The sequence below is a fragment of the Massilia sp. YIM B02769 genome, from assembly GCF_030411995.1.
Lineage (GTDB): Bacteria > Pseudomonadota > Gammaproteobacteria > Burkholderiales > Burkholderiaceae_D > Telluria.
Genome location: NZ_JASNRC010000002.1, coordinates 510,382 through 534,065 on the forward strand (window position 1 = coordinate 510,382; position 23,684 = coordinate 534,065).

At 63.6% G+C, this 23,684-nt stretch carries 12 protein-coding genes and 2 pseudogenes; 9 read left to right on the forward strand and 5 right to left on the reverse strand.

Annotated elements, in window-relative coordinates; translation table 11 throughout:
• Nucleotides 1-4: 4 nt before the first annotated feature.
• The 6 genes and pseudogenes from QPK31_RS05015 to QPK31_RS05040 all read left to right on the forward strand — a co-directional run bounded on the left by QPK31_RS05015 (nucleotide 5) and on the right by QPK31_RS05040 (nucleotide 8,581).
• Complete coding sequence (locus QPK31_RS05015; protein ID WP_290421841.1) at nucleotides 5-2,404, forward strand: M1 family metallopeptidase; 2,400 nt, start codon at nucleotides 5-7, stop codon at nucleotides 2,402-2,404.
• A gap of 329 nt (nucleotides 2,405-2,733) precedes the next feature.
• Nucleotides 2,734-4,844 (forward strand): annotated as a pseudogene (locus QPK31_RS05020) (M1 family metallopeptidase); the annotation flags it as partial.
• A gap of 99 nt (nucleotides 4,845-4,943) precedes the next feature.
• Nucleotides 4,944-5,219, forward strand: a pseudogene (locus tag QPK31_RS05025) (aminopeptidase); the annotation flags it as partial.
• Nucleotides 5,219-5,707 (forward strand): DUF6702 family protein, encoded by a 489-nt coding sequence (locus QPK31_RS05030; RefSeq protein ID WP_290421844.1) that lies wholly within the window; start codon nucleotides 5,219-5,221, stop codon nucleotides 5,705-5,707. The pseudogene QPK31_RS05025 and the gene QPK31_RS05030, both read left to right, overlap by 1 nt.
• A 7-nt stretch (nucleotides 5,708-5,714) precedes the next feature.
• On the forward strand, nucleotides 5,715-7,766 hold the full coding sequence (locus QPK31_RS05035; protein WP_290421845.1) for a TonB-dependent receptor: 2,052 nt from the start codon (nucleotides 5,715-5,717) through the stop codon (nucleotides 7,764-7,766).
• 77 nt (nucleotides 7,767-7,843) lie between these two features.
• Entirely contained in the window at nucleotides 7,844-8,581 is a 738-nt protein-coding gene (locus tag QPK31_RS05040) for a 2OG-Fe dioxygenase family protein (RefSeq protein ID WP_290421846.1), read from the forward strand.
• A gap of 514 nt (nucleotides 8,582-9,095) precedes the next feature.
• Here the strand turns inward: QPK31_RS05040 and QPK31_RS05045 are convergent.
• Nucleotides 9,096-9,443: a hypothetical protein gene (locus QPK31_RS05045; protein WP_290421847.1), complete on the reverse strand. Its 348-nt coding sequence runs from the start codon at nucleotides 9,441-9,443 to the stop codon at nucleotides 9,096-9,098.
• 143 nt (nucleotides 9,444-9,586) lie between these two features.
• Between QPK31_RS05045 and QPK31_RS05050 the strand changes: the two genes are divergently transcribed.
• Together QPK31_RS05050 and QPK31_RS05055 are read left to right on the forward strand one after the other, a co-directional pair.
• Nucleotides 9,587-10,819 carry an efflux RND transporter periplasmic adaptor subunit gene (locus QPK31_RS05050; RefSeq protein WP_290421848.1) on the forward strand — a complete coding sequence of 411 codons (1,233 nt, stop codon included), beginning with the start codon at nucleotides 9,587-9,589 and terminating at the stop codon, nucleotides 10,817-10,819.
• Nucleotides 10,820-10,829: 10 nt separating this feature from the next.
• Complete coding sequence (locus QPK31_RS05055; RefSeq protein WP_290421849.1) at nucleotides 10,830-13,946, forward strand: efflux RND transporter permease subunit; 3,117 nt, start codon at nucleotides 10,830-10,832, stop codon at nucleotides 13,944-13,946.
• Nucleotides 13,947-14,367: 421 nt separating this feature from the next.
• On the opposite strand, the gene QPK31_RS05060 is transcribed toward QPK31_RS05055, so the two are convergent.
• From QPK31_RS05060 to QPK31_RS05070, 3 genes are all read right to left on the reverse strand, one after another.
• Nucleotides 14,368-15,303 carry a hypothetical protein gene (locus tag QPK31_RS05060; RefSeq protein ID WP_290421850.1) on the reverse strand — a complete coding sequence of 312 codons (936 nt, stop codon included), beginning with the start codon at nucleotides 15,301-15,303 and terminating at the stop codon, nucleotides 14,368-14,370.
• Between the two features lie 123 nt (nucleotides 15,304-15,426).
• Nucleotides 15,427-16,218, reverse strand: a complete 792-nt coding sequence (locus QPK31_RS05065; protein ID WP_290421851.1) for a YqjD family protein — start codon at nucleotides 16,216-16,218, stop codon at nucleotides 15,427-15,429.
• Between the two features lie 460 nt (nucleotides 16,219-16,678).
• Complete coding sequence (locus QPK31_RS05070) at nucleotides 16,679-17,881, reverse strand: hypothetical protein (RefSeq protein WP_290421852.1); 1,203 nt, start codon at nucleotides 17,879-17,881, stop codon at nucleotides 16,679-16,681.
• A gap of 668 nt (nucleotides 17,882-18,549) precedes the next feature.
• On the opposite strand from QPK31_RS05070, the gene QPK31_RS05075 reads away from it, so the two are divergent.
• Nucleotides 18,550-19,845 (forward strand): integrase family protein, encoded by a 1,296-nt coding sequence (locus QPK31_RS05075; protein WP_290421853.1) that lies wholly within the window; start codon nucleotides 18,550-18,552, stop codon nucleotides 19,843-19,845.
• Between the two features lie 2,084 nt (nucleotides 19,846-21,929).
• On the opposite strand, the gene QPK31_RS05085 is transcribed toward QPK31_RS05075, so the two are convergent.
• Nucleotides 21,930-23,390, reverse strand: coding sequence for a hypothetical protein (locus QPK31_RS05085; RefSeq protein ID WP_290421855.1), 1,461 nt, complete (start codon nucleotides 23,388-23,390; stop codon nucleotides 21,930-21,932).
• Nucleotides 23,391-23,684 lie beyond the last annotated feature (294 nt).

The window sequence follows — 23,684 nt, forward strand, 5'->3', positions numbered from 1 at the left end:
AAACATGATCCGTTTGCCACTCGCGCTGGCGGCGCTATGCCTCGGCGCGTCCGCCTTTGCGGCCGAACCTTTCGACGACAAGTTCCGCCAGCTCGACGAGCTGCTGCCGACCGCAACGACGATCCGCACCGCCTCCGGCGCCCCTGGCCACGCCTACTGGCAGCAGCGCGCCGACTACACGATCCGCGCCACCCTGGACGAAGCCAACCGCGCGATCCGCGGCGCCGAGACCATCACGTATCACAACAACTCCCCTGATACGCTGAACTACCTCTGGCTGCAGCTCGACCAGAACATCTACAAGCCCGACTCCGGCGCGCGCCGCACCGCCACCTCGGTCCCGCGCGACGCCTGGGCCAAGCCGCGCAGCCCGGAAGAAGGCATGAAGTTCGACGCCCTGCGCACGACCTTCGAGGGCCTGACGTTCGACGGCGGCTTCAAGATCACCGGCGTGAAGGCCGGCGGCCGCCAGCTGGCCCACACCATCAACGGCACGATGATGCGCATCGACTTGCCGACGCCCCTGAAGCCGGGCCAGCGCTTCGCCTTCGAGGTCGAGTGGAACTACAAGATCAACGAGCAGAAGGTGCTCGGCGGCCGCTCGGGCTACGAGAAGTTTGACGAAGACAAGAACGACCTGTTCGAGATCGCCCAGTGGTTCCCGCGCATGGCGGCCTACTACGACGTGTATGGCTGGCAGCACAAGCAGTTCCTGGGCGCCGGCGAATTCACGCTCGAATTCGGCGACTACGATGTCGAGATCACGGTCCCGGCCGACCACATCGTCGCCTCGACCGGCGTGCTGCAGAACCCGGGTTCGGTCCTGACCGCCGCCCAGCGCGACCGCCTGGCCAAGGCCAAGAATTCGAAGAAGCCGGTGGTGATCGTGACCCAGGCCGAGGCGGAAGCCGCCGAGAAATCGAAAGCCACCACCACCAAGACCTGGCGCTTCAAGGCGAAAAACGTGCGCGACTTCGCGTTCGCGTCGAGCCGCAAGTTCATCTGGGACGCCCAGGGCATGAAGAGCGGCGACACCGACGTGATGGCGATGTCCTACTATCCGAAGGAAGGCAATCCGCTGTGGGAGCAGTACTCGACCCAGGCGATCGTCCACACCATCGAGCAGTACAACAAGTATTCCTTCGACTATCCGTATCCGACCGCGATCTCGGTGAACGGCCCGGTGGGCGGCATGGAATACCCGATGATCTCGTTCAACGGCCCGCGTCCGACCAAGGACAAGAAGACCGGCGAGCTGACCTACTCGAAGCGCACCAAGTATGGCCTGATCGGCGTGATCATCCATGAAGTGGGCCACAACTACTTCCCGATGATCGTCAACTCCGACGAGCGCCAGTGGACCTGGATGGACGAGGGCCTGAACTCCTTTGTGCAGACCCTGGCCCAGGAAGCCTGGGAAGAGCAGTGGCCGGAGATGCGCGGCGAACCGCGCCTGATCACCGACTACATGAAGAGCCGCAACCAGGTGCCGATCATGACCAACTCGGAGTCGGTCCTCCAGTTCGGCAACAACGCCTACGCCAAGCCGGCCGCCGCCCTGACCGTGCTGCGCGAGACGGTGCTCGGCCGCGACCTGTTCGACTTCGCCTTCCGCGAATACGCCCAGCGCTGGAAATTCAAGCGCCCGACCCCGGCCGACTTCTTCCGCACCATGGAAGACGCCTCGGGTACGGACCTCGACTGGTTCTGGCGCGGCTGGTTCTACACCACCGACCCGGTGGACGTGAGCATCGACGGCATCAGCGAGTACACCATCAGCTCGCAGAATCCGGAAACCGAGAAAGCCTGGCGCCGCAAGCTGCGCGATGCCGAGCCTGTATCGTTGACCGACCAGCGCAACAAGGGCATGCCGCGCCGCGTGGATGCGCACCCCGAGCTGAAGGACTTCTACAACGAGCACGACGACTTCACCGTCACGAATGCCGACCGCAACAAGTTCAACGAACAGCAAGAGAAGCTGGAAGACTGGGAAAAGGCGCTGCTCTCGTCGGGCAAGCATTTGTACCTGGTCGACTTCACCAACGTCGGCGGCCTGGTGACGCCGCTGGTGCTGGAGATCCAGCTCGCGAGCGGCAAGAAGTACATCGAGCGCATTCCGGCTGAAGTGTGGCGTTACTCGCCGAAGAAGATCACGAAATTGATCGTCACCGACGAGCCGATGACGGGTCTGGTCCAGGACCCGTACTGGGAAACTGCCGACATCGACCAGAGCAACAACGCCTGGCCGCGCAAGCTGACCCCGTCGCGCCTGGAACTGTTCAAAACCGAACGCGGTGGCAATGACCTGATGAAGGACTTCAATACCAAGCTGAAGACGAAGGAAGAGAAGGACGCCGCTGCGAAAGAAGAGCCGAAGAAGGAGACGGTGCCGCCGGTGCAGTAAATCGGGTTGTTGGCCGATGCGGGCCGCAGGTTGTACTCGGGCCGCGAGCCTTGACCCGTACGGTGGGCACTCCGTGCCCACGCGGTACGCACGGTTCCGCGAGCCCGCTGCCGCAAGGTGTCACTCGAAACGCTTGCAACGGCCTGCGGCCCTGCTTGATGTGTCGAGCGGGTCATCACCGCCAACACAAACATCACACGCACGTAACCGCGTGGGCAGTGGGGCCGGCTAAATGCCGGCACCACAAAGTGCCCACCGTACGATCCAAGCCGGTGGTCGCGCATAGAGCGCGGCCACCGGTTGTTTTGTTTTAAACGAAGCGACAATTCATGAACATGAACCACCTCGCGCGCTCGATCGCGCTGACCCTGGCCCTGGCCGCCAGCGCCCACGCCGCCGAGCCTTTCGACGATAAATTCCGCCAGCTCGACGAACTGCTGCCCACGCCCACCACCACCCGCACCGCTTCCGGCGCCCCTGGCCACGAATACTGGCAGCAGCGCGCCGACTACAAGCTGCGCGCCACGCTCGACGAAGCCAAGCGCGCCGTCAGCGGCGCCGGCACCGTCACCTACCACAACAAATCCCCGGACACCCTGCACTACCTGTGGGTCCAGCTGGACCAGAACATGTTCCGCGGCGACTCGGACAACCGCAACATCTCGACCATCCCCTCGCGCGAGGCCTGGCAAAAGGGCGGCGCCGACGGCGTGAAGTTCGACGCCATCCGCTTCGCCTACGAGAGCCGCGCCTTCGACGGCGGCTTCCAGATCGCCAGCGTGAAGGGCAGCGACGGCCGCCCCCTGCACTACGCCATCAACAAGACCATGATGCGCATCGACCTGCCCCAGCCCCTGAAGCCGGGCGCGAAGGTGTCGTTCGCCATGGAATGGCGCTTCAACATCCCCGAAGCGAGCGTGATCGGCCGCCGCATGGGCTTCGAGCGTTTCGATAAACAAGACAAGAACGATTTGTTCGAGATCGCCCAGTGGTTCCCGCGCATGGCCGCCTACTACGACGTGGCCGGCTGGCAGAACAAGCAGTACCTGGGCGATGGCGAATTCACGCTGGAGTTCGGCGACTACGACGTCGAGATCACGGTGCCGTCCGACCACATCGTCGCCTCCACCGGCGAACTGCAGAACGCCGGCGAAGTCCTCAGCGCTGCCCAGCGCGAGCGCCTGAAACAGGCGCGCACGGCGAAGAAGCCGGTCCTGATCGTGACCCAGGCCGAGGCGGAAGCCGCCGAGAAAACGAAGTCCACCACCACCAAGACCTGGCGCTTCAAGGCGAAGAACGTGCGCGATTTCGCCTTTGCCTCGAGCCGCAAGTTCATCTGGGATGCGCAAGGCTTGAAGAGCGGCGACAGCGACGTGCTGGCCATGTCCTACTATCCAAAGGAAGGCAATCCGCTGTGGGAGAAGTACTCCACGCAGGCCATCATCCACACCATCGAGCAGTACAACAAGTATTCCTTCGATTACCCGTATCCCGTGGCGATTTCCGTGAACGGCCCGATCGGCGGCATGGAATACCCGATGATCTCGTTTAACGGCCCGCGTCCGACCAAGGACAAGAAGACCGGCGAAGTCACCTATTCGAAGGCCACCAAGTATGGCCTGATCAGCGTGATCATCCACGAGGTCGGCCACAACTACTACCCGATGATCGTCAACTCCGACGAGCGCCAGTGGACCTGGATGGACGAGGGTTTGAATTCCTTCCTCCAGTTCCTGGCCGAAGGCGCCTGGGAAGAAGACTATCCTGCGCGCCGCGGCGAGCCACGCGACATCGTCGACTACATGCGCAGCCGGAACCAGACGCCGATCATGACGAATTCGGAGTCGGTGCTGCAGCGCGGCCCGAACGCCTATGCCAAGCCGGCCACCGCCCTGAACATCCTGCGCGAAACGGTGCTGGGCCGCGAACTGTTCGACTTCGCCTTCAAGGAATACGGCCGCCGCTGGAAATTCAAGCGCCCGACGCCGGCCGATTTGTTCCGCACCATAGAAGATGCCTCGGGCACGGACCTCGACTGGTTCTGGCGCGGCTGGTTCTACACCACCGACGCGGTGGACGTGAGCGTGGACGGCATCAGCGAATACACGGTCAGCTCGCAGAATCCGGAACTTGAAAAAGCCTGGCGCCGCAAGCTGCGCGATGCCGAACCGACCTCGCTCACCGAGCAGCGCAACCAGGGCATGCCGCGCCGCGTCGATGCCCACCCTGAGCTGAAGGACTTCTACAACGAGCACGACGACTTCACCGTCACGAATGCCGACCGCAACAAGTTCAACGAACAGCAAGAGAAGCTGGAAGACTGGGAAAAGGCCCTCCTGAGCTCGGGCAAGCATTTGTACCTGGTCGACTTTACCAACGTCGGCGGCCTGGTGACGCCGCTGGTGCTGGAGATCCAGCTGGCCAGCGGCAAGAAGACCATCGAGCGCNCCTCCTGAGCTCGGGCAAGCATTTGTACCTGGTCGACTTTACCAACGTCGGCGGCCTGGTGACGCCGCTGGTGCTGGAGATCCAGCTGGCCAGCGGCAAGAAGACCATCGAGCGCATCCCGGCCGAGGTCTGGCGCTATTCGCCGAAGAAGATCACGAAACTGATCGTCACCGACGAGCCGATGGTCGGCCTGACGCAAGACCCGTACTGGGAAACGGCCGACATCAACGTCGACAACAACGCCTGGCCGCGCAAGGTGAATCCATCGCGCCTGGAGCTGTTCAAGACCAACCGCAGCCAGCCGGACCTGATGAAGGACTTCAACACGCCCTTGAAGAACGCTGACACACCGAAGGCCGCGCAATGATGAACCGTTTCAGACTGCTCGCCTGCGTCCTGCTGCTGTGCGCCAGCACGCTGGCATCGGCGCACCGCTTCCACGCGGGCATCGCCGATGTCTCGTTCAACGCCCGCACCGGCAGCACCGAGATCGTGCACACCTACATGGCGCACGACATCGACGCGCTGCTGGCCAACCTGTACGGCCGCCAGTTCGACCTGACCGATCCCGACGACCAGGACGTGCTGCGCAAGTACGTCGAGGCGCGCTTCCAGGTGCTGGGCCCGGACAAGACGCGCCTGCGCGTGCGCTGGGTCGGCATGACGGCCGACGCCGAGCGCGTCACCATTTACCAGGAAATCGAACAGACCCCGTTGTGGAAGGCCGGCTTCATCCACAACGCGATCCTGGTCGACTTCCTGCCCGACCAGGTGAATACCGTGAACCTCAACGAAGGCAATGCCGTGCGCACCCTGAGCTTCGACCGCAGCAATCCCGAACAGCCGACCCGATAAGCAACACATGACCAAGCTTCGCCCTCTTCCCCTTGCTCTGGCCCTGGCCGCATTCTTCATCCACCACGCCGCGCAGGCGGACGACCTCGTGCTGCAGCGCGTGCTGGTCGAAGGTTCGCGCATGAGCCAACTCGGCATCGCCGATTCCGCGAATGCCGGCACCGTCGGCCAGAAGGAACTGGCCGCGCGCACGGTCTACCGCCCCGGCGAAATGCTGGAGGCGATGCCGGGCCTGATCGCCAGCCAGCACAGCGGCGAAGGCAAGGCCAACCAGTTCTACCTGCGCGGCTTCAACCTCGACCACGGCACCGATCTCGCGACCACGGTCGACGGCATGCCGGTGAATCAGCGCAGCCATGCCCATGGCCAGGGCTGGACCGACGTCAACTTCCTGATCCCGGAACTGGTCGCTCGCCTCGACTACCGCAAGGGCCCCTATTCCGCGCGCGAAGGCGACTTCTCCTCGGCCGGCAGCGCCCAGGTCAGCTACGCCAACCGCCTGGTGAAGGACATCGCCAGCGTCACCGTCGGCCAGGACGGCTTCGCGCGTGGCATGCTGGCCGGCTCGCCGGAAGTCGCGGGCGGCACCCTGCTGTATGCGCTGGAGCTGATGAAGAACGACGGCCCGTGGACCCGCCCGGACGACTACCGCAAGACGAACGCCGTGCTGCGCTACAGCCGCGGCTTCGCCAACAACGGCTGGAGCGTCACGGCCATGGCTTACCGCGGCCGTTGGAATGCCACCGACCAGATCCCGCTGCGCGCAGTGGAAGATGGCCGCATCGGCCGCTTCGATGCCATCGACGACACCGACGGCGGCAACGCGCGCCGCTACAGCCTGTCGGGTATCTGGCGCCAGACCGATGCCGATTCGGCGGCCAAGCTGAGCGCCTACGTGATCCGCAACCAGCTCGATCTGTTCTCGAATTTTACGTATGTGATGAACGATCCGGAGAACGGCGACCAGTTCGCCCAGCCGGACCGGCGCGTCACGGGCGGCGTGGACGCCAGCCAGACCTGGCACGTGCACCGTGGCGACACGGTCGCCTCCGACCTGACGGTGGGCGCGCGCCTCCAGAACGACAACATCTTCAATGGCCTGTACAACACCCGCGCGCGCCAGCGCCTGAGCACCACGCGCGAAGACCATATCGTCGAGACCAGCGGCGCCCTGTTCGTCGAGAGCGCCACGCGCTGGGGCGAGATGGTGCGCACCGTGGCCGGCCTGCGCGCCGACCGCTACCGCTTCGACGTGCGCAGCGACCGCCGCGAGAACACCGGCCGCACGAGCGACACGCAGGTCAGCCCGTCGTTCAGCCTGATCCTGGCGCCGTTCGAATCGACCGAGTTCTACGTGAACTACGGCCACGGCTTCCACAGCAACGATGCGCGCGGCACGGTGGCGGGGATCGATCCGGCCACGCTGGAGGCCGTCGAACGCGCGCCGGGGCTGGTGCGTTCGCGCGGCATGGAGCTGGGCCTGCGTACCGAAGCGATCCCGAAGATGCAGACCGCGGTGTCGCTGTACCGTCTCGACTTCGATTCCGAACTCACCTACATCGGCGACGCCGGCATGACCGAAGCGGGCGACGCCAGCCGCCGCTACGGCATCGAGTTCTCGAACTACTGGCGGCCCCTGAAATGGCTGTCGGTCGACTTCGACGCCGCGTTTGCGCGGGCGCGCTCGCGCGGCGCCAACCTGGATGGCGACCGGATCCCGGGCGCGGTGGAGGGCGTGGGCCAGCTGGCGCTCACCGTCGACAAGCTCGGCCCATGGTCGGGCGCGCTGCGCCTGCGCTACTTCGGCCCGCGTCCGCTCATCGAGGACAACAGCGTGCGCTCGCAGGCCAGCGCCACGCTGAACGGGCGCATCGGCTACCGCATCGGCAAGGACATGCAGGTCGAGTTCGAGGGCTTCAATCTCGCGAACCGGCGCGCCTCGGCCATCGACTACTACTATGCGTCGCAGCTGGCGGGCGAGGCGGAACCGGTCGAGGACATCCACTTCCACCCGATCGAGCCGCGTTCGTTCCGCGTCACGTTCACCAAGACCTGGTAACAACAAGCGGTTTGACGAAGGGCAGGCCGCGTGGCCTCCCTTCACTACCGGAAGCGAAAGGTGCTACGCTTCCGGGCATGATGACCTCCGAACCACCCTACACCGACCCTTCCCGCCTCGTCGACGCCTTGCGCGGCGAGGGCTATGCCCTGCTGCGTCCCGCCGACGTGGCGCAGCTGGCCGGCTGCCCGCTGGCCGAGCTGCAGGCGCTGGCGCCGAGCTGGGACCACCTCGAACTCGACAACTACCTGAAGGACGGCGGCCGCTACCGGCGCCGCCGCCACTCCTGCTTCGTCGACAACGGCGCCGCGCTCGAGCAGACGCCGCACCGCGCGCACTGGCAGCCGGTCGAGTACAACGCCCTGCACGGGGGCATGCACCGTTTGTTCGAACCGATCGAAGACGACACCATCGCCCAGCCGGCCTGGCAGCGTTTGCTGCAGGCGCTCGGCGCGGTGTGCTCGAACGTGAAGGGCGAACAGCCCTGGTACGTGGAAGCGCACCAGTTCCGCATCGACACCGCAGACGGCATCGGCCGGCCCACGCCGGAAGGCGCGCACCGCGATGGCGTCGATTACGTGGCCGTGATCCTGATCGACCGCGCCGGCATCAAGGGCGGCGAGACGCGCGTGTTCGAAGCGAACGGTCCGCGCGGGCAGCGCTTCACGATGACCGAACCGTGGACCATGCTGCTGCTGGACGATGCGGCGGTGATCCATGAGTCGACGCCGATCCAGCCGCTGGGCGAGCATGGGCACCGGGATACGCTGGTGCTGACCTGGCGTGCAGGGAGTTTCCAGGGCGAGGGAGTTTGAATAACGCTAGTACCGGATTGACCCGTAACGTTGACCGTACGGTGGGCACTCCGTGCCCACGCGGTATGCACGGGTCCGTAGTCCGCTGCAGCAAGGTGTTGCTCGCGGCGCATCACGTGGACGATACGTCGGGCATGGCGTGAGGCCAAGCTGCACGTTGGCGAGCGACGAGTCACCGAACGCAGTGCAAGGATAAGCACGTAACCGCGTGGGCACGGAGTGCCCACCGTACGGGTAACGCTACCTACTCATCACCCAAAAAAAACGCCCGCGTACCTTGCGGTACCGGGCGGTAATCCAGTATTCGGAGAAAACTGGAGGAGACGGTTCCAATATAGCGCGGTTTATTGTGCACCGCAATACGGTAAAACTACGGTACCAATACCGTATCGCCTCTCAGCAACTAGCCCCCCTCCACTGCCCCGGCACCACTTTCACCAGGATCTATGTCGCAGCGCATCATGCGGGTGCGTCTGCGCCGTGGATTGCACTGTTTCGGTGCAATTCACGCCATTTAGCGCCGCATACCTTCGTCCCCCGGCGCCCTGGCCTGCGCCGCCGGCTCACATTCGGTTACAACTTTTTTTGCCGCATCGTCTACCTCGCCGGCATCGCGGCGAGCGGCGGCAGCCATCGCCCGCGACGACGCGGACTCCACATGCGCCGGCACCCGGTTGGCAGGTGCCACCGTGCCGCGCTCGGGCATGGGCCGGGTGCCGGCACGGGCCGGCAAGGCGGCCGAGGCGCGTTGCGCTTCCTGGGCCTCGGCGCGGCAAGGCGGATCGGCGGGCGCGGCGTCCTGCGCCATCGCCTGCAGCGGCAGTGCGCAGCCCAGGGCCGCGATCGATAGCAAGGTCTTCATCTTCACCTCCAGCGCAAAAACCCATTGTAGCGGGATCGCATTTTAGAGGCCGGACTCGAACACCCGAGGAGCCGGCTTGCCTTTGCGATAAACTGCTTCGATTACGCCAACCGCGGCGCAGCCAGACCACGGAAACCTAGCCCATGCCATTCACGACCACCCGCTTCCCCTCGCGCGCCGGCTCGGCCGCGCTGATCCTTCTTGCGCTGGCCCTCGCCGGCTGCGGCAAGGATGCCGACGACAAGAAAAAGAACGCACCAGCCACGCCGGCGTTGACCGTTTCCACCGCACGCCCGTCGACGGCCGAACTGCCGCTGCGCATGGGCGCGAACGGCAACGTGGCCGCCTGGCAGGAAGCGGTGATCGGCAGCGAGTCGAATGGCCTGCGCCTGCTGGAGGTGCGCGTGAATGTCGGCGACGTGGTCAAGAAGGGTGAGGTGCTGGCCGTGTTTTCGGCCGACACCGTGAACGCCGACGTCGCCCAGGCGCGCGCGGCGCTGCAGGAAGCGCAGGCGAACGCCGAGGAAGCCGCCGCCAACGCGCGCCGCGGCGAGGCCCTGCGCAGCTCGGGCGCGATGAGCGAGCAGCAGGTGGCGCAGTACGTCACCGCCGCGAACACCGCCACCGCGCGCGTGGCCGCCGCCCGCGCCACCCTCACCCAGCAGCAGCTGCGCCTGAAGTACACGAATGTGGTCGCGCCCGACAGCGGCGTGATCTCGGCGCGCAACGCCACCGTCGGCGCCGTGGTCGGCGCGGGCACGGAGCTGTTCCGCCTGATCCGCCAGGGCCGCCTGGAATGGCGCGCCGAAGTCACGGCCGCCGACATTGGCCGCATCAAGCCCGGCACGCGCGCCATCGTGAAAGCGGCCAACGGCAGCGAAGTCACGGGCAAGGTGCGCATGATCGCGCCGACCGTGGATGCGCAGACGCGCACCGCGCTGGTCTATGTCGACCTGCCGCCGGCGATGAGCGGGAATGCGCCGCTGAAGGCCGGCATGTTCGCGGGCGGCGAATTCGAGATGGGCGCATCGAACGCGCTGACCGTGCCGCAGCAGGCGATCGCCGTGCGCGACGGGTTCAATTACGTGTTCCGCCTGAACGCGGACAGCCGCGTGAGCCAGCAGAAGATCACCACCGGCCGCCGCCTGGGCGAGCGCATCGAGGTGCTGGGCGGCTTGGCGCCGGACGCGCAGATCGTGGTCAGCGGCGCCGGCTTCCTGAACGATGGGGATTTGGTGCGGAATGTGGCGGCGCCTGCGGGTGCAGCAGGTGCAGCCGCGCCTGCTGCGCCCACGCCCGGCGCCGCTCCGGCGAATGCGCCAGCGAACTTGACGACAAGTGCGCAAGCCGGCGCATCGTCCGGCGCCGCGCGCTGAGGGGCAGCCGATGAATTTTTCCGCCCTCTCGATCCGCAACCCGATTCCGGCGATCCTGCTGTTCGCCCTGCTCACGCTGGCCGGCCTGCTCGCCTTCAAGGCCAACAAGATCCAGTTCTTCCCCGATATCGAGCTGCCGATCGTCACCGTCACCGCCACCCTCGACGGCGCCGCGCCGGCCCAGCTGGAAACCGAGGTCGCGCGCAAGATCGAGGACTCGGTCGCCACGCTGCAAGGCGTGAAGAACATCTACACGCGCGTGCTCGACGGCGTGGCCACGGTCACCGTCGAGTTCATCCTCGATAAAAATTTGTCGGACGCGGTGAACGACGTGCGCGACGCCGTGTCCCAGGTGCGCGCCGACATGCCGGCCGAGATGCGCGAGCCGAGCGTCACCAAGACCGCGACCGCCGGCCGCGCCGTGCTCACCTTTACCGCCACCGCCAAGCCAGGCGCCACCGCATTGGACGACCAGGAACTGAGCTGGTTCGTCGACAACGCCGTGTCGAAACGCCTGCTGAGCGTGCCCGGCATGGGCGCGGTGAAGCGCATCGGCGGCGTCGACCGCGAGATTCGCGTCGAGCTCGATGATGCGCGCATGGCGGCGCTGCGCGTCTCGGCGCTGGACATCTCGCGCCAGCTGCGCAACGTGCAGCGCGAAGCGCCGGGCGGACGCGGCGACGTCAGCGGCGCCGAGCAGTCGGTGCGCACGCTGGCCACCGTCGCCAGCGCCCAGGAACTGGCACGCATGGACATCCCGCTTCCCGACGGCCGCCGCGTGCGCCTGGACGAAGTGGCGAAGGTCATCGACACCGTGAGCGAACCGCGCGCCCTGGCCGAGCAGGATGGACGGCGCGTGATCGGCTTCGAGGTGTTCCGCACGCGCGGCGCCAGCGAGACCGAGGTGGCCGCAGGCGCGCGCGAGGCCGTGGCGGACCTGCAGAAGGCGCACCCGAACGTGATCCTGAAGGAAGTGGTCGACAACGCCGAACCTGTGCAGGAAAACTTCGACGCCTCGATGGAGATGCTGTACGAAGGCGCGGTACTGGCCGTGCTGGTGGTCTGGTGGTTCCTGCGCGACTGGCGCGCCACCCTGGTGGCCGCCGCGGCGCTGCCGCTGTCGGTGATCCCGGCCTTCCTTGGCCAATACCTGTTCGGCTACACGCTGAACATGGTGACCCTGCTGTCGCTGGCCCTGGTGGTCGGCGTGCTGGTCGACGACGCCATCGTCGAGATCGAGAACATCGCGCGCCACCTCCAGATGGGCAAGTCGCCGATGCAGGCCGCGCTGGAAGCGGCCGACGAAATCGGCATGGCGGTGATCGCCACCACCTTCTCGCTGGTGGCGGTGTTCCTGCCGACCGCCTTCATGAGCGGCATTCCGGGGCGCTTCTTCAAGCAGTTCGGCTGGACCGCGGTGCTGGCGATCCTGGCTTCGCTGGTGGTGGCGCGCCTGCTCACGCCGATGATGGCGGCCTACATCCTGAAGCCCGCGAAGCAGCACGAGCAGAAGGACGGCCGGCTGATGCGCCGCTACATGCGCACCATGCAGTGGTGCCTGCGGCACCGCCTGGTCACCGCCATCGTCTCGGCGCTGTTCTTCGCCGCCTCGATTGCCCTGGTGCCGCTGCTGCCGACCGGCTTCGTGCCGGCTGCCGACCGTGGCCAGACCCTGATTAATGTCGAACTGCCGCCCGGCTCGACGCTGGCGCAAACCCATGCGGTCGCCGAACAGGCGCGCCTGGCAACCATGCGGGTGCCGGGCGTGACCGGCGTGTTCAGCTCGATCGGCGGCGGCTCCAGCGGCGACGCCTTTGCACCCGGCGCGGCAGCCGAGGCGCGGCGCGCGGTGCTGACCGTGACCACCGTGCACCGCAGCGACCGCGACGCCAAGCTCGACGAACTGGAACGCCAGATGCGGACACAGTTGTCCGGTATTCCCGGCGCGCGCTTTACCGTCGGCCAGGCCGACACCGGCAGCAAGATGCAGCTGGTCTTGCGCAGTGAAGACCCGGTCGCGCTGGCTGCGGCGGCCCAGCGCGCGGAACGCGACCTGCGCACGCTGCAGGGCATCGGCAACGTCAGTTCCAGCGCCTCGCTGGTGCGGCCCGAGATCATCGTGCGGCCCGACTTCGCGCGCGCGGCCGACCTGGGCGTGACCGCCGCTGCGATTGGCGAGACCGTGCGCGTGGCCACCGCCGGCGACTACGAGCAGTCGCTGGCGAAGATGAATTTGTCCGAGCGCCAGGTGCCGATCCGCGTGAAGCTGCCGGATGCGGTGCGCGCCGACCTCGACGCCATCGGCCGCCTGACAGTGCCGGGCAAGAACGGACCGGTGCTGCTGGCCAGCGTGGCGAGCATCACCATGGAAAGCGGCCCCGCCCAGATCGACCGCCTGAACCGCAGCCGCAACGTGACGCTGGAAGTGGAGCTGTCGGGCCGCTCGCTGGGCGAAGTGAACGCCGAGGCGCGCGCCCTGCCCGCCTTTAATACGCTGCCGGCTTCGGTGACGATTGCGGAACTGGGCGACGCCCAGGAGATGCAAGCGCTGTTCGCCAGCTTCGGCATCGCCATGACCATCGGCGTGCTGTGCATCTACGGCGTGCTGGTGCTGCTGTTCGCCGACTTCATGCAGCCGCTGACCATCCTGGCGGCGCTGCCGCTGTCGATCGGTGGGGCGTTTGTCGCGCTGCTGCTGACCAACAGCGCGCTGTCGATGCCGACCATGATCGGCCTGATCATGCTGATGGGGATCGTGACCAAGAACTCGATCCTGCTGGTGGACTATGCGATCCTGGCGCGCCAGGCCGGCATGAACCGCTTCGATGCCCTGGTCGACGCCTGCCACAAGCGTTCGCGGCCGATCATCATGACCACGATTGCCATGGGCGCCGGCATGCTGCCGCTGGCCCTGGGCCTGTCGGGCGACCCGAGCTTCCGCTCGCCGATGGCGATTGCCGTGATCGGCGGGTTGATCACTTCCACGCTGCTCAGTTTGTTGGTGGTGCCGGCGGTGTTCACCTATGTGGACGACTTCAAGAACTTCCTGTGGCGCGGCGTGCGGCGGGTGAGCAAGCATCCCCATGACACGCCGGCGAAAGCGGGCGAGCCGACGGCGATGAAGTGAGGGTGTGGCGCTGGCTGGTGGCCGGCGCCCCCATCCTCTGGCCGGATCTGGCGCCGGCATGCGCCGGTTTTCGTAGGGTGGAAGGCTCTACCCGGGCGCTCGACGACACGCGGCGCCAACGCCTTCCACGCGTTCAACTCCGCTCGAATATCGCGCCGGCGCCGCCATGCGTTGAACGCGTGGGCGGCGCATGCGCCAACCAGGTTCACCTGCCCGGGTGGAGCCGACCACCCTACCAACGGCCGTGTCCGCCAAAACAAAACGCCGGCATTGCCGGCGTCTTGTTGTATAAGCTTGCTGTCAAGCTGCTGCTAGAAGATGATCGCAAGCAGGATGATGATCGGAATCGGCACCCCCAGCAACCAAAGTAGTATCGAACGCATGATGTTCTCCCTTTCTGTTGATCGATCGAGCGTGACGTTCAGTTGTCACGCAGGCGGCCGCCAATCGTGGCGCACCAGCTGGCGATGAAGGCGCCGATGAACAGCGACACGGTCAGCCACAGCGCCGTGCCGGCGGCTGCCTTGCGTGCCTTGTCGGCGGCCTCTTTTGCTGTCGCCTTGGCCTTGGCCGCCGCTGCCGCGCTGCGGGCATAGACGTCGTCGACACGGCGTTCGGCGGTCACGCGGTCCAGGCCGGTACGCTCGGCGATGCGGGTGGCGAGATAGGCGCGGTCTTCGGTCGCCAGGCTGCCGTTCGGCACGCTGTTGGCCAGGATGCGCACGGTTTCGCGGCGCAGGTTGGCGTCGTCGACAGTGCCTGGCTTTTCGCTGCGCAGCATCATGTCGGAGAAATAGTCGAGCGGATTGTCGCCCGCGCTGTTCCCGTTGCCGCCATCGCTGTTCGCCACCGCCGCGGTCGCGGCCGCGCCGCTGGCCATGGCGGCCTTGGCGACGCCGGTACCGGCATCGACCGCCGTGCCGGCCATCTTGCCCATCAGGCCGCCAAAGAAGGCGGCGGTGACCAGCGTGGCCACGGCCCAGGACAGCATGCCGTGCGCGGTGTCGCGGAAGTAGACTTCGTCAGTGCGCACGCTGGCCCATTTCACGCGCAGGCGTCCGGCCAGGTAGCCGCCGACGGCGGACGCCGCGAGCTGGGTAAAGGTCAGCCACAGGATGGCCGAGATGCCGAGCGCGACGCCGGAATTGTCCGACCATGGCGAGACGGCAGCGAAGCCGAGGCCCGAGCCGAGCAGGTAGAGCACGAGGGAGAGCGCAGCGGCGGCCACGGCGCCGGCGAAGATCGCGCCCCACGACACGCCGGAGCGGCGCGCTTCCACAGCGCCATCGGGCAGATTCTGAGCCGGGATGCCCCCCGTAGGGGCGTGCGTCGCCCCGCTCACCGATTGAGCTTGCATAAGTTCTCCCTTCTGAATTCTTGTTGAATGCCGAACCCCGGCCAGCACACCGGCGGCCGGGGTTAGGCGAAGCGACCGCTCAAGGCAGCGTGCTGCTGCCTCGGGCGCGATCAGCCGGTGCGATTAGTAATCGCGGCGGTTGCTGCCACCCAGCAGCTTGGCAAGGACGTAGCCGACGCCGACTGCGATGGCGATGGCGGTGCCCGGCTTGGCGCGGACATACTCGCGGCCCGAGTCGGCCAGTTGCTGGTAGGTGTCGTTGACTTGCTCTTTGCGGGTGCCGAAGCTTTCCTGGGCGCTGCTCAGCAGGCCGCTCAGCTTGTCGACGCCGGCGTGGGCGCTGCTGACGACGCGGTCGACCATCGGCTGGGCTGCCTCGGCGGCCTTGTCGATCGACTTGTGCATGTCTTCAGGCTTGACCGACGACAGCACGCTCGCGTCTTTCGACGACGAGTCTTTGGATGCATCGCTGCTGCCCGAAGCGGATGCGCCGCCCATGGCGCCCGACGAACCCGACGAACCCGCGCCCGAGGCCGAGCTGCCGGTCGACGAAGAGCCGATCGACGAACCGGTCGACGAGGAGCCCATGGCGCCCGACGAACCCGAGGTGCCCGACGACGAACCTGCGCCGCTCGACGAACCCATGCTGCCCGACGAACCGGCTGCGCTGCTGGCGTTGCTGGTGCCGCCGCTGGTTGCGCTGGTGACCGGGCTGGCGCTCGACGACGAACCGCCGCTCATGCTGCCCGACGACGAACCGGTGCTGCCCGACGAGCCGCTGGTGCCCTTCTGGCTGCTGGCGCCCGATTGCAGGTCCTTGTTCAGGCCCGATTGCTGGTCTTTACCGATGCTGTTGCCTGCGCCTTGCTTGCCTGCGTCAACGCCTTTACCCTCGTTCGATTTCTGATTATCCATGACTTTGTCCTCGTAAAAAGTAGATCACCGCGGAGTAGACCGAAACCCGATCCACATTCTCCCCGATTGCGCTCGAAACAAAACGGAGGCGCGAAAATGGACTGCGCTACATCAATGGATCATTCGGATAATGCCTTCGGTCAAGGATTCTCATCGATGACATCTGGCGACCTCAAAAGTTCCGTCGAATTCCTGTTCGTAACACGTCACTTTCGCATCCCGTCTCACAGCGTACGCCGCTCTGGCGTACCGCACGATTGCGGCCGTCGGGAAAACCGCGTCGCGATACAAAAGTTATAACAGCCGGGAAGGCGGGACAGTGCGCTGACTAACAGAGCTGTTAGATCGATGGACTTTAGGTAAAGATGGCAGTGAAAAGCGCGGCGTACAGGAAAAATCAGTTTCCGTTCGCAAACGAAAGAAGGTGCCGGCTGCCCTTTCGCCGGCACATGCTGCAAGATCAGAAGTAGTAACCGGCTTGCAGGTTGATCCGGCGGGTAAAACGGTCATGGTTCGCGGGCGTTGCAGCCAGGCCGCCGGCATCCGGCGAGAGGTAAGGGTGGTGCTTGCCGCGCATGAAGTCCAGGTAGAACGACCATTTTCCCGACGAGAAACTGAGGCCGGTGACGTTCTGCACCGAATCCTTGTAGCCGCCGATCTTCTTGTCCAGGACACTGTAGTCGTTGTAGACCTTGAAGCCGCTGAATGGCCCCAGCTTGCCGGGAATGGCGTAGCTGAGGTTAGCGATATAGATATTTCCTTTCGATGCCACCGGATACGGATAGCCGAAGGCGCCGAGCATCACGAAACTGTTGGGATCGAGGCCGCCATAGGTCTGGCTGGCATCGTGCGCCGTCCGGTAGCGGTAGCGCACCGCCTCGAGCATCAGCTTGAAGGGGCCGACTGGCCCGGCATAGTGCACGGCGGCCGCGTTGCGCCGGGTATCGACGCCCGCGCCGTTGCGAATCTCGCCGGTCAGGCCGGAGATACCGATCTCGTGCTGCGCGTCAGGTCCGACATGCCAGGCCATGCGTCCGACCAGGGTATTGCGCTCGCTGTCGTCCTGGCCCGTGCCGAATCCCTGCTCGCTGTCGTCGGCCACGATGTTGTACGAATAGCGGTTCGACGCGCCGGCCGTGTTGCCGCCGCCGCCATACGAGCCGCCGTCGCGCGGATAAAAGCCGAGCTGCCACTCGAACGGGCCGGGCTTGCTGGCATAGGTCAGGCCCAGGTCGTACTTGTCCTCGAAGCCGGCGTAGAAGGCAATCGACGAGTAGAAATTATTCGATGCGAAGGGGAACAAGCCGAACACCTGCTTGTCCAGGCCGACGTGCAGCGTGCTCTTGTCGGCGAAGCGCATGCCGACCCAGCCGTGGTGCAGGAAGTGCTGCCAGTAGCCGCCCTGCCCTTTCGGGTAGTTGTTGTAGCGGTACTCGGCCGATCCGATCAGGGTGCCGTCGTCGTAGTCGACATTCAGGCGCGCCGTGTCCAGGCCGAAGAAGCCGCTCTTGTAATCGTCCTGCCAGCTCTTGTAGACGTAGTTGAAGCGGACTGCGCCGCCGATTTTGAGGGGAGACGCGACCGGTTCCTCGGCGCGGGCCGGTGTGCAAACGAGAATGGCCACTGCCAGCGCAGCGGCGCGCTTGGTGTTCCTTGCTGTCATTGATTCCTTTCTTTCGGCTCCAGAAGCCGCGCACCGGTATCCACAGTCCGTTACGGAGACCAGGGTGTGCCTGCACCTGTGCCCTGCTCGGGCAAGGAAACAGGCTGTTCATGGATAGCCTTGCTTTTCGCGGCCATTGGCGGCAAAGCCGTCCTGTTCAGGACAGGGCTGTGCCTGGAGCATGCGTTGTGAACGGCCTGTCGATCCGGGCCAAGCCAACGCTGTTAGTGGGGAGGTAGTGCGTTCAAGCGGACAGTATTTTACCAAGACAATCACATTTCTACAAATGTAAATGTATTTTACGCAACTTTCAGCCGATCATTTTCTGGTGAATGCTTGCTGATGTGGGAGTAACGGTGCGACAAGGATGGCGCCTGGATGGCAGGCAGGCAGGAATGCTCGGGCAAGAAAAAAGGGCTGCACGCTTTCACGTACAACCCTTGATTTCCTGCTGAATTCTTGGTGCCGCTGACCGGAATCGAACTGGTGACCTTCGCATTACGAATGAGAAGTTCAATGTATACTGATTTGTTTTAGAGCGTATTGAAAAACGTAAAAATCCATATATTTCAGTATCTTACAGTATTTCTTCACAAGCCTTGTGTTGATCTGAGTACACAACTATACTCACTGCTGGGTTACACAGCGGTTACACGACATTCAGCACTATGGCAAAAATTAAATTCACTGCGGCACGAGTCGACGCGTTTACTTGTCCCGCCGACAGTAAACAGGCGTTCATGTGGGACGCCACCGCGCCATGCCTCGGCCTTCGAGCGGTATCTAGTGGGGCCAAGGCATACGTCTTCCAGGCCAAGCTCAACAACCAAACCATCCGCATGACGATTGGCTCGCCGTCGACCTGGGATATTGCCAGTGCTCAAGCGGAAGCGCGACGCCTTAAAGTGTTGGTCGACAGCGGGCACGATCCTAGGGTGCAGAAGGCTGAACTTGTCGCAGAGCAGGCAGCAAAGCGCGACGCCTGCCGCCGCGCCGAGACTCCCGCGCGTGAAGCGTGGGATGCCTACATGGCGGCTCGAAAGAACCGGTGGAGTGCCCGCACCCTGCTGGACCATCAGCGACTGGTTGATCCAGGCGGCCGGCAAAAAACCCGTGGTCGCAAAAAGGGAGAAGGGGAAACCACCCTGCCCGGCGTGCTGGTCACAGTGCTCGCCCGCCCTTTGCGTGACATTGACGCAGAGTTTGTGCGGAAATGGTTGAATGGCGAGGCGCATAGGGCCACCGTGGCAATGAACGCCTTCGTGCGCTTACGTGCATTTCTGAACTGGTGCGTCATGCGCGCCGAATACAAGACCGAAATCAGCCCCGACGCATGCGCTTCGTGTGTCGCCAAGGACGAACTCCCCAAGCCGGCGGCGAAGTCGGATTGTCTCCAGCGCGAGCAACTGGCGCCGTGGTTCAAGCAGGTCCGGCAAATTCAAAATCCTATCGCTAGCGCCTATTTACAAGCCCTCCTGCTGACTGGCGCGCGACGCGAAGAAATGGCCGGATTGCGCTGGACTGACGTGGACTTCAAGTGGGGCACGATGGTCTTGCAGGACAAGGTTGAAGCTAATCGAACGATTCCGCTGACCCCGTACGTGTCTGCGCTGCTAGACGCCCTGCCGCGCACCAATGAATGGGTATTCAGCAGCCGCACCGCTGCCAGTGGACGCATCCAGGAGCCGCGCAAGGCCCATAACAGCGCCCTAGAGGCAGCCGAGCTGCCGCATGTGTCTATCCACGGCCTGCGCCGCTCATTTGGCACGCTCAGCGAGTGGGTAGAGTGCCCAGCCGGCGTGGTAGCGCAGATCATGGGGCACAAGCCTAGCGCCATCGCGGAAAAGCATTACATCCGCAGGCCGATCGATCTGCTGCGGATGTGGCATACGAAGATTGAAGTGTGGATGCTGAATCAGGCAGGGGTAGAAGTTCGAGTCGCTTCCGAACAACTGAGCGCCTGAGCGTACAGGGGAGCTCCAGGCAGCGTGCCTGGGGCGTACCGGGCTTTATGTGATGTATTAGGTTTGGCCGCTCAACAGCCGCACAATGGCATCCACCGGCCATGCGAGGCGGCCATTAATGCGAATTGGACGAACCGGGCCGTTCTCGAAGCATGCCCACGAACGCAGGGTCTGGGGGGAACGGTTGAGCCAAAAGGCCGCGCAGGCGGTTGGCACATGAGTGCGAGTTTCATCAGCAAGTGCCACCGGCAGCACGTTGTATCCAGGAATATACGAGGGCATTTCAAAGTTTCCATAACAGTCGACAGGCGTTTATTATTTGCTGCAAAAAGTTATTCGACTTTATGAAACACAGTTGTCTTAGAGCGGCCACAAAACCTAATCCGCAATATGCTCCGGCATTCCACATATGTTGCAAAATAACAACATGCGTAGTTACTCGTATTCCATGCCGAGCCGTTGGCGGCCCTTCGGTAGCATTCTCTAGCTATAGACGGGCCAGAGAAGGCCAAGAAGCACTATCCATGCGGGTTTTAGCCGTTTTCTCTGCATTCTCGCTCTCTTCTAGAGAGGGAGGAAAGACGAGGCTCGGAATATTCAAAAAATACCGAAAAGACGGAGGGGTAGAGAAGTAGAGAATATATAGATATTTTATATATATATTTACTAAATCTTCCTATGACAGACCCCCGCCAAGTGCGTTCTCTGAACGCGTAGGGAATGCGCGCGCTTTGACGCCTTTCAGGCCGTCGACGTCTTTCGCGGTTTTGGATGACGCCGGGACGGTACGACCGTCCCAAGGTTCATGCGCGCGCGTGGCCGGCGAAAAACCGCGTGACTTACGGCGGCATCAGCTCTACAATTCAACTATCAACCGGACCCTGCGATATGGTCCAAGCTATCTACCCACCGACTGACCTGCCAACCTAGCTGGTCTCATAGCGCCTCGACCGATCTGCCGACCTGGCCGGATTCGTGATGCCTTGATCTACCTACCGATCTACCAACTGACCTGCCGACCTGGCTGGTATCATCGCGCCTCTACCTACTACCGATATACCGATATACCGATATACCGACCGACCTGACGACCTGCCGACCTGGCCGGACTCGTGATGCCTCGATCTACCTACCGATCTACCGACCGACCTGCCCGGACTTGTGATGCCTCGACCGTCTACCGACCGACCTGCCGACCTAGCCGGACTTGTGATGCCCTTGACCTACCTAACGATCCACCTGTTTCCGGCTGTGTTCACACAGCTTTTTACACAGTTCACGCTGAGACCCGCATAAATGCTGGGCTGCTGGCTTCCTAAATTAGGAACAGGTACATGGATGTCGACGAGCGGGAGCAAGTAGGCTTCCTCAAGTGGACACGCCGACCCGACGTCCGCGCACTCGGACATGAGCTAGGATCAATGTTTCACTGGCTGGGCAGTAGGAAGCATTACGCCCTCGCCAGCAATCGGGTTCTCGTTCTCAAATGCACAGCACATGCTCCGGCTTTGCTTATGCTGCCCTACGAATATGACCATGCTGGGTTGTCCATCGGATTCGAAAGTACAACCGGCGGGGCCGTCGAGCGCCAAAGAGAATGGCTTCGGCACCTCAGTTGCGCCGGGTGGATCGGCCTCTTCATGGGTACGGCAGGCGCAGCGCGCTGGGCCGACTCGCGCTACCTGAGCATGGAGACGCTTCCACTGTGATGCTATCCAACTCTATCGTCAAGGCGCTCGCAGGCCAAACTAAGCCACTGTCCGGCCATGATGTTGCCCAAGCGGCCGGCATCCCTTACAAGGCCGCTATCGATGCACTGTGCCGGATGTACGATGCGGGCACTGTCGTCCGGTTCGGACGCAAGTACAGAGCCGCTTGGGCGCTGCCCGGCTCGCCCGCTGCCCTCCGGCCTGATCCAATGGGGACTCTGGAGGCACTGTGGCGAGGTAAGTAGGCGCACCATCCCCCATGTCACTCTCGCAACCAGCGAGGTCGTTGGCGCTATCGTACGCTCTTTAGACGGACAAGCGATGCAGTCTCAGCCGAGGAAACCGTGCCGGTACCCGGCAGTCCCGGACTTCGCGTTACGATGACTGCCCCTCATACGCCTTAACGAAACTATCGATCGACGTGCCATAAGCGTCAAGGAATTCGGCAAATCGGTGCCCTCCACTGCCCGTGCACTCTGCCCACGCGGCGGCCTGCCAACCCAGCTCGATCAAGTCTGAAGCGATAAAGACGAATTCGAGGCTTTCGGTCATCAGATCGATAAAGGGTTCAACTGCACCGATATCGAAATCACTGCCGTGTACCAAGTGGTTGCGGCACTGGATCGCCGCCTTGAGCATCGTTTGAAGCGACGGCAGCTTGGCAGCGAGGTGCAAGAGAACGATATCCCCGCGTTGAGCCACTTTTTTAGGGAGAGACAGCTTTCCAACCCGGCCAAGGGCATTTAACACACTGTCCCGATCTATGCTTCCGGGCAAGCCCCGGAACATGGCCTTGGCTTGGGCCACTGCCTCGGCGACGTCGGATTCCAATGCCCCTGGCGCAGCGTAGACGGGGTCCGGCAGCAGGTCGAACATATTGGCAGCGGCAACTAGCCGGTCAGCTGAGTAGTGGCGGCCGTGCTCGATACATCCCACATACCGCACGCGCGGCCAGTGCCACGCCTCGTCCCGGGCGAACCATCCTTCCAGCACCGCAGAGAATTCGTCTGGCCGTCGCAGCCGGTCCAGCGGAAGTGCGAAACGGCGGAGCGGAAAATCGGATTCGGCCGGCCCTTTCGGCGATAAACACCACTCCAGATTCAAGCGGATTGGTCCGCTTGCTCCAGGCGGGTTCGCGCTATGCAGCGTAAGTTTGATGGCGTCGAGCGCCTGCGCACGGCCTGCGATAACGGTCAGGCACTGGCGGACCTGATGCAACCTATCGATACTTTCCTTGAAGCCAATGGGCGCGTCGAAAGTGATCGACATAGCCAGGCGATGCGTGAAGGGGTGCTGCGAGTCGAACTCGATCACGTTGCGTACCGAAATCCTGCCGATCACGGTTTGGATGGCCCAGACCTCGGCCTGACCGTCGTAATAGCTGACAACAGGCCTTTCGCCGGCAGTCGACGCGCTTTCTTTCTTCGCTGCCGTGAGGATCGATTCCATCAGAGCTGGCGAAGCCAAGAAGCTACCGACGGCCCCTGCCCCACCGAACAAGACGTCGATATCGGTAAACCGGAACATTACGCTCGCTATCGCGCCGGCTTCGGGGTCGAAGAATACGTTTCCATGGAGCACGTAATGGGGAAAGATCGTCGCTTGCTCTGCCTTTGACACCCCATCGAACGTCCACTGCGCCCCCATCGAAACGCAATCGACGCACGAAACCTTTCCGCGCGTTGTCTGGCCGTAGATGGTTTTTGCCGTAGACGTGTCGGCCAAATTCTGCCCCATGAGGCGAATCACCGTGTCTGCTCCGTTGACGGTCAGCTCGCCATAGTGTTCGGTAGGGACGGCAGACCCAAAAGCGCCTAAAAATCGTTGTTCGCTCATGTTCCCGGCGCAGCGCGCCTGCTCCAGATTATTATGTGCTGAACATCATACTTCAGGCCGGCTACCTTATACGTCCACCCATCAACGCACTAGAGCCGCGTAGCGAATACCCTACCCAGGGGGGGAGGCACGAGCCCGCCCCGGCCTCGTGATTATTCATAGGTCACTCCCTCAAAAAATTTTCGGCCGTGAATTTTTGGCATCCTATTAGCGCGACACGGCTTTGTTGCACAAATCAGGCTCGCCCAGCGTAGAACCTGTAGGTCTGGTAGCCTGAACGAATGAAACCAGCTC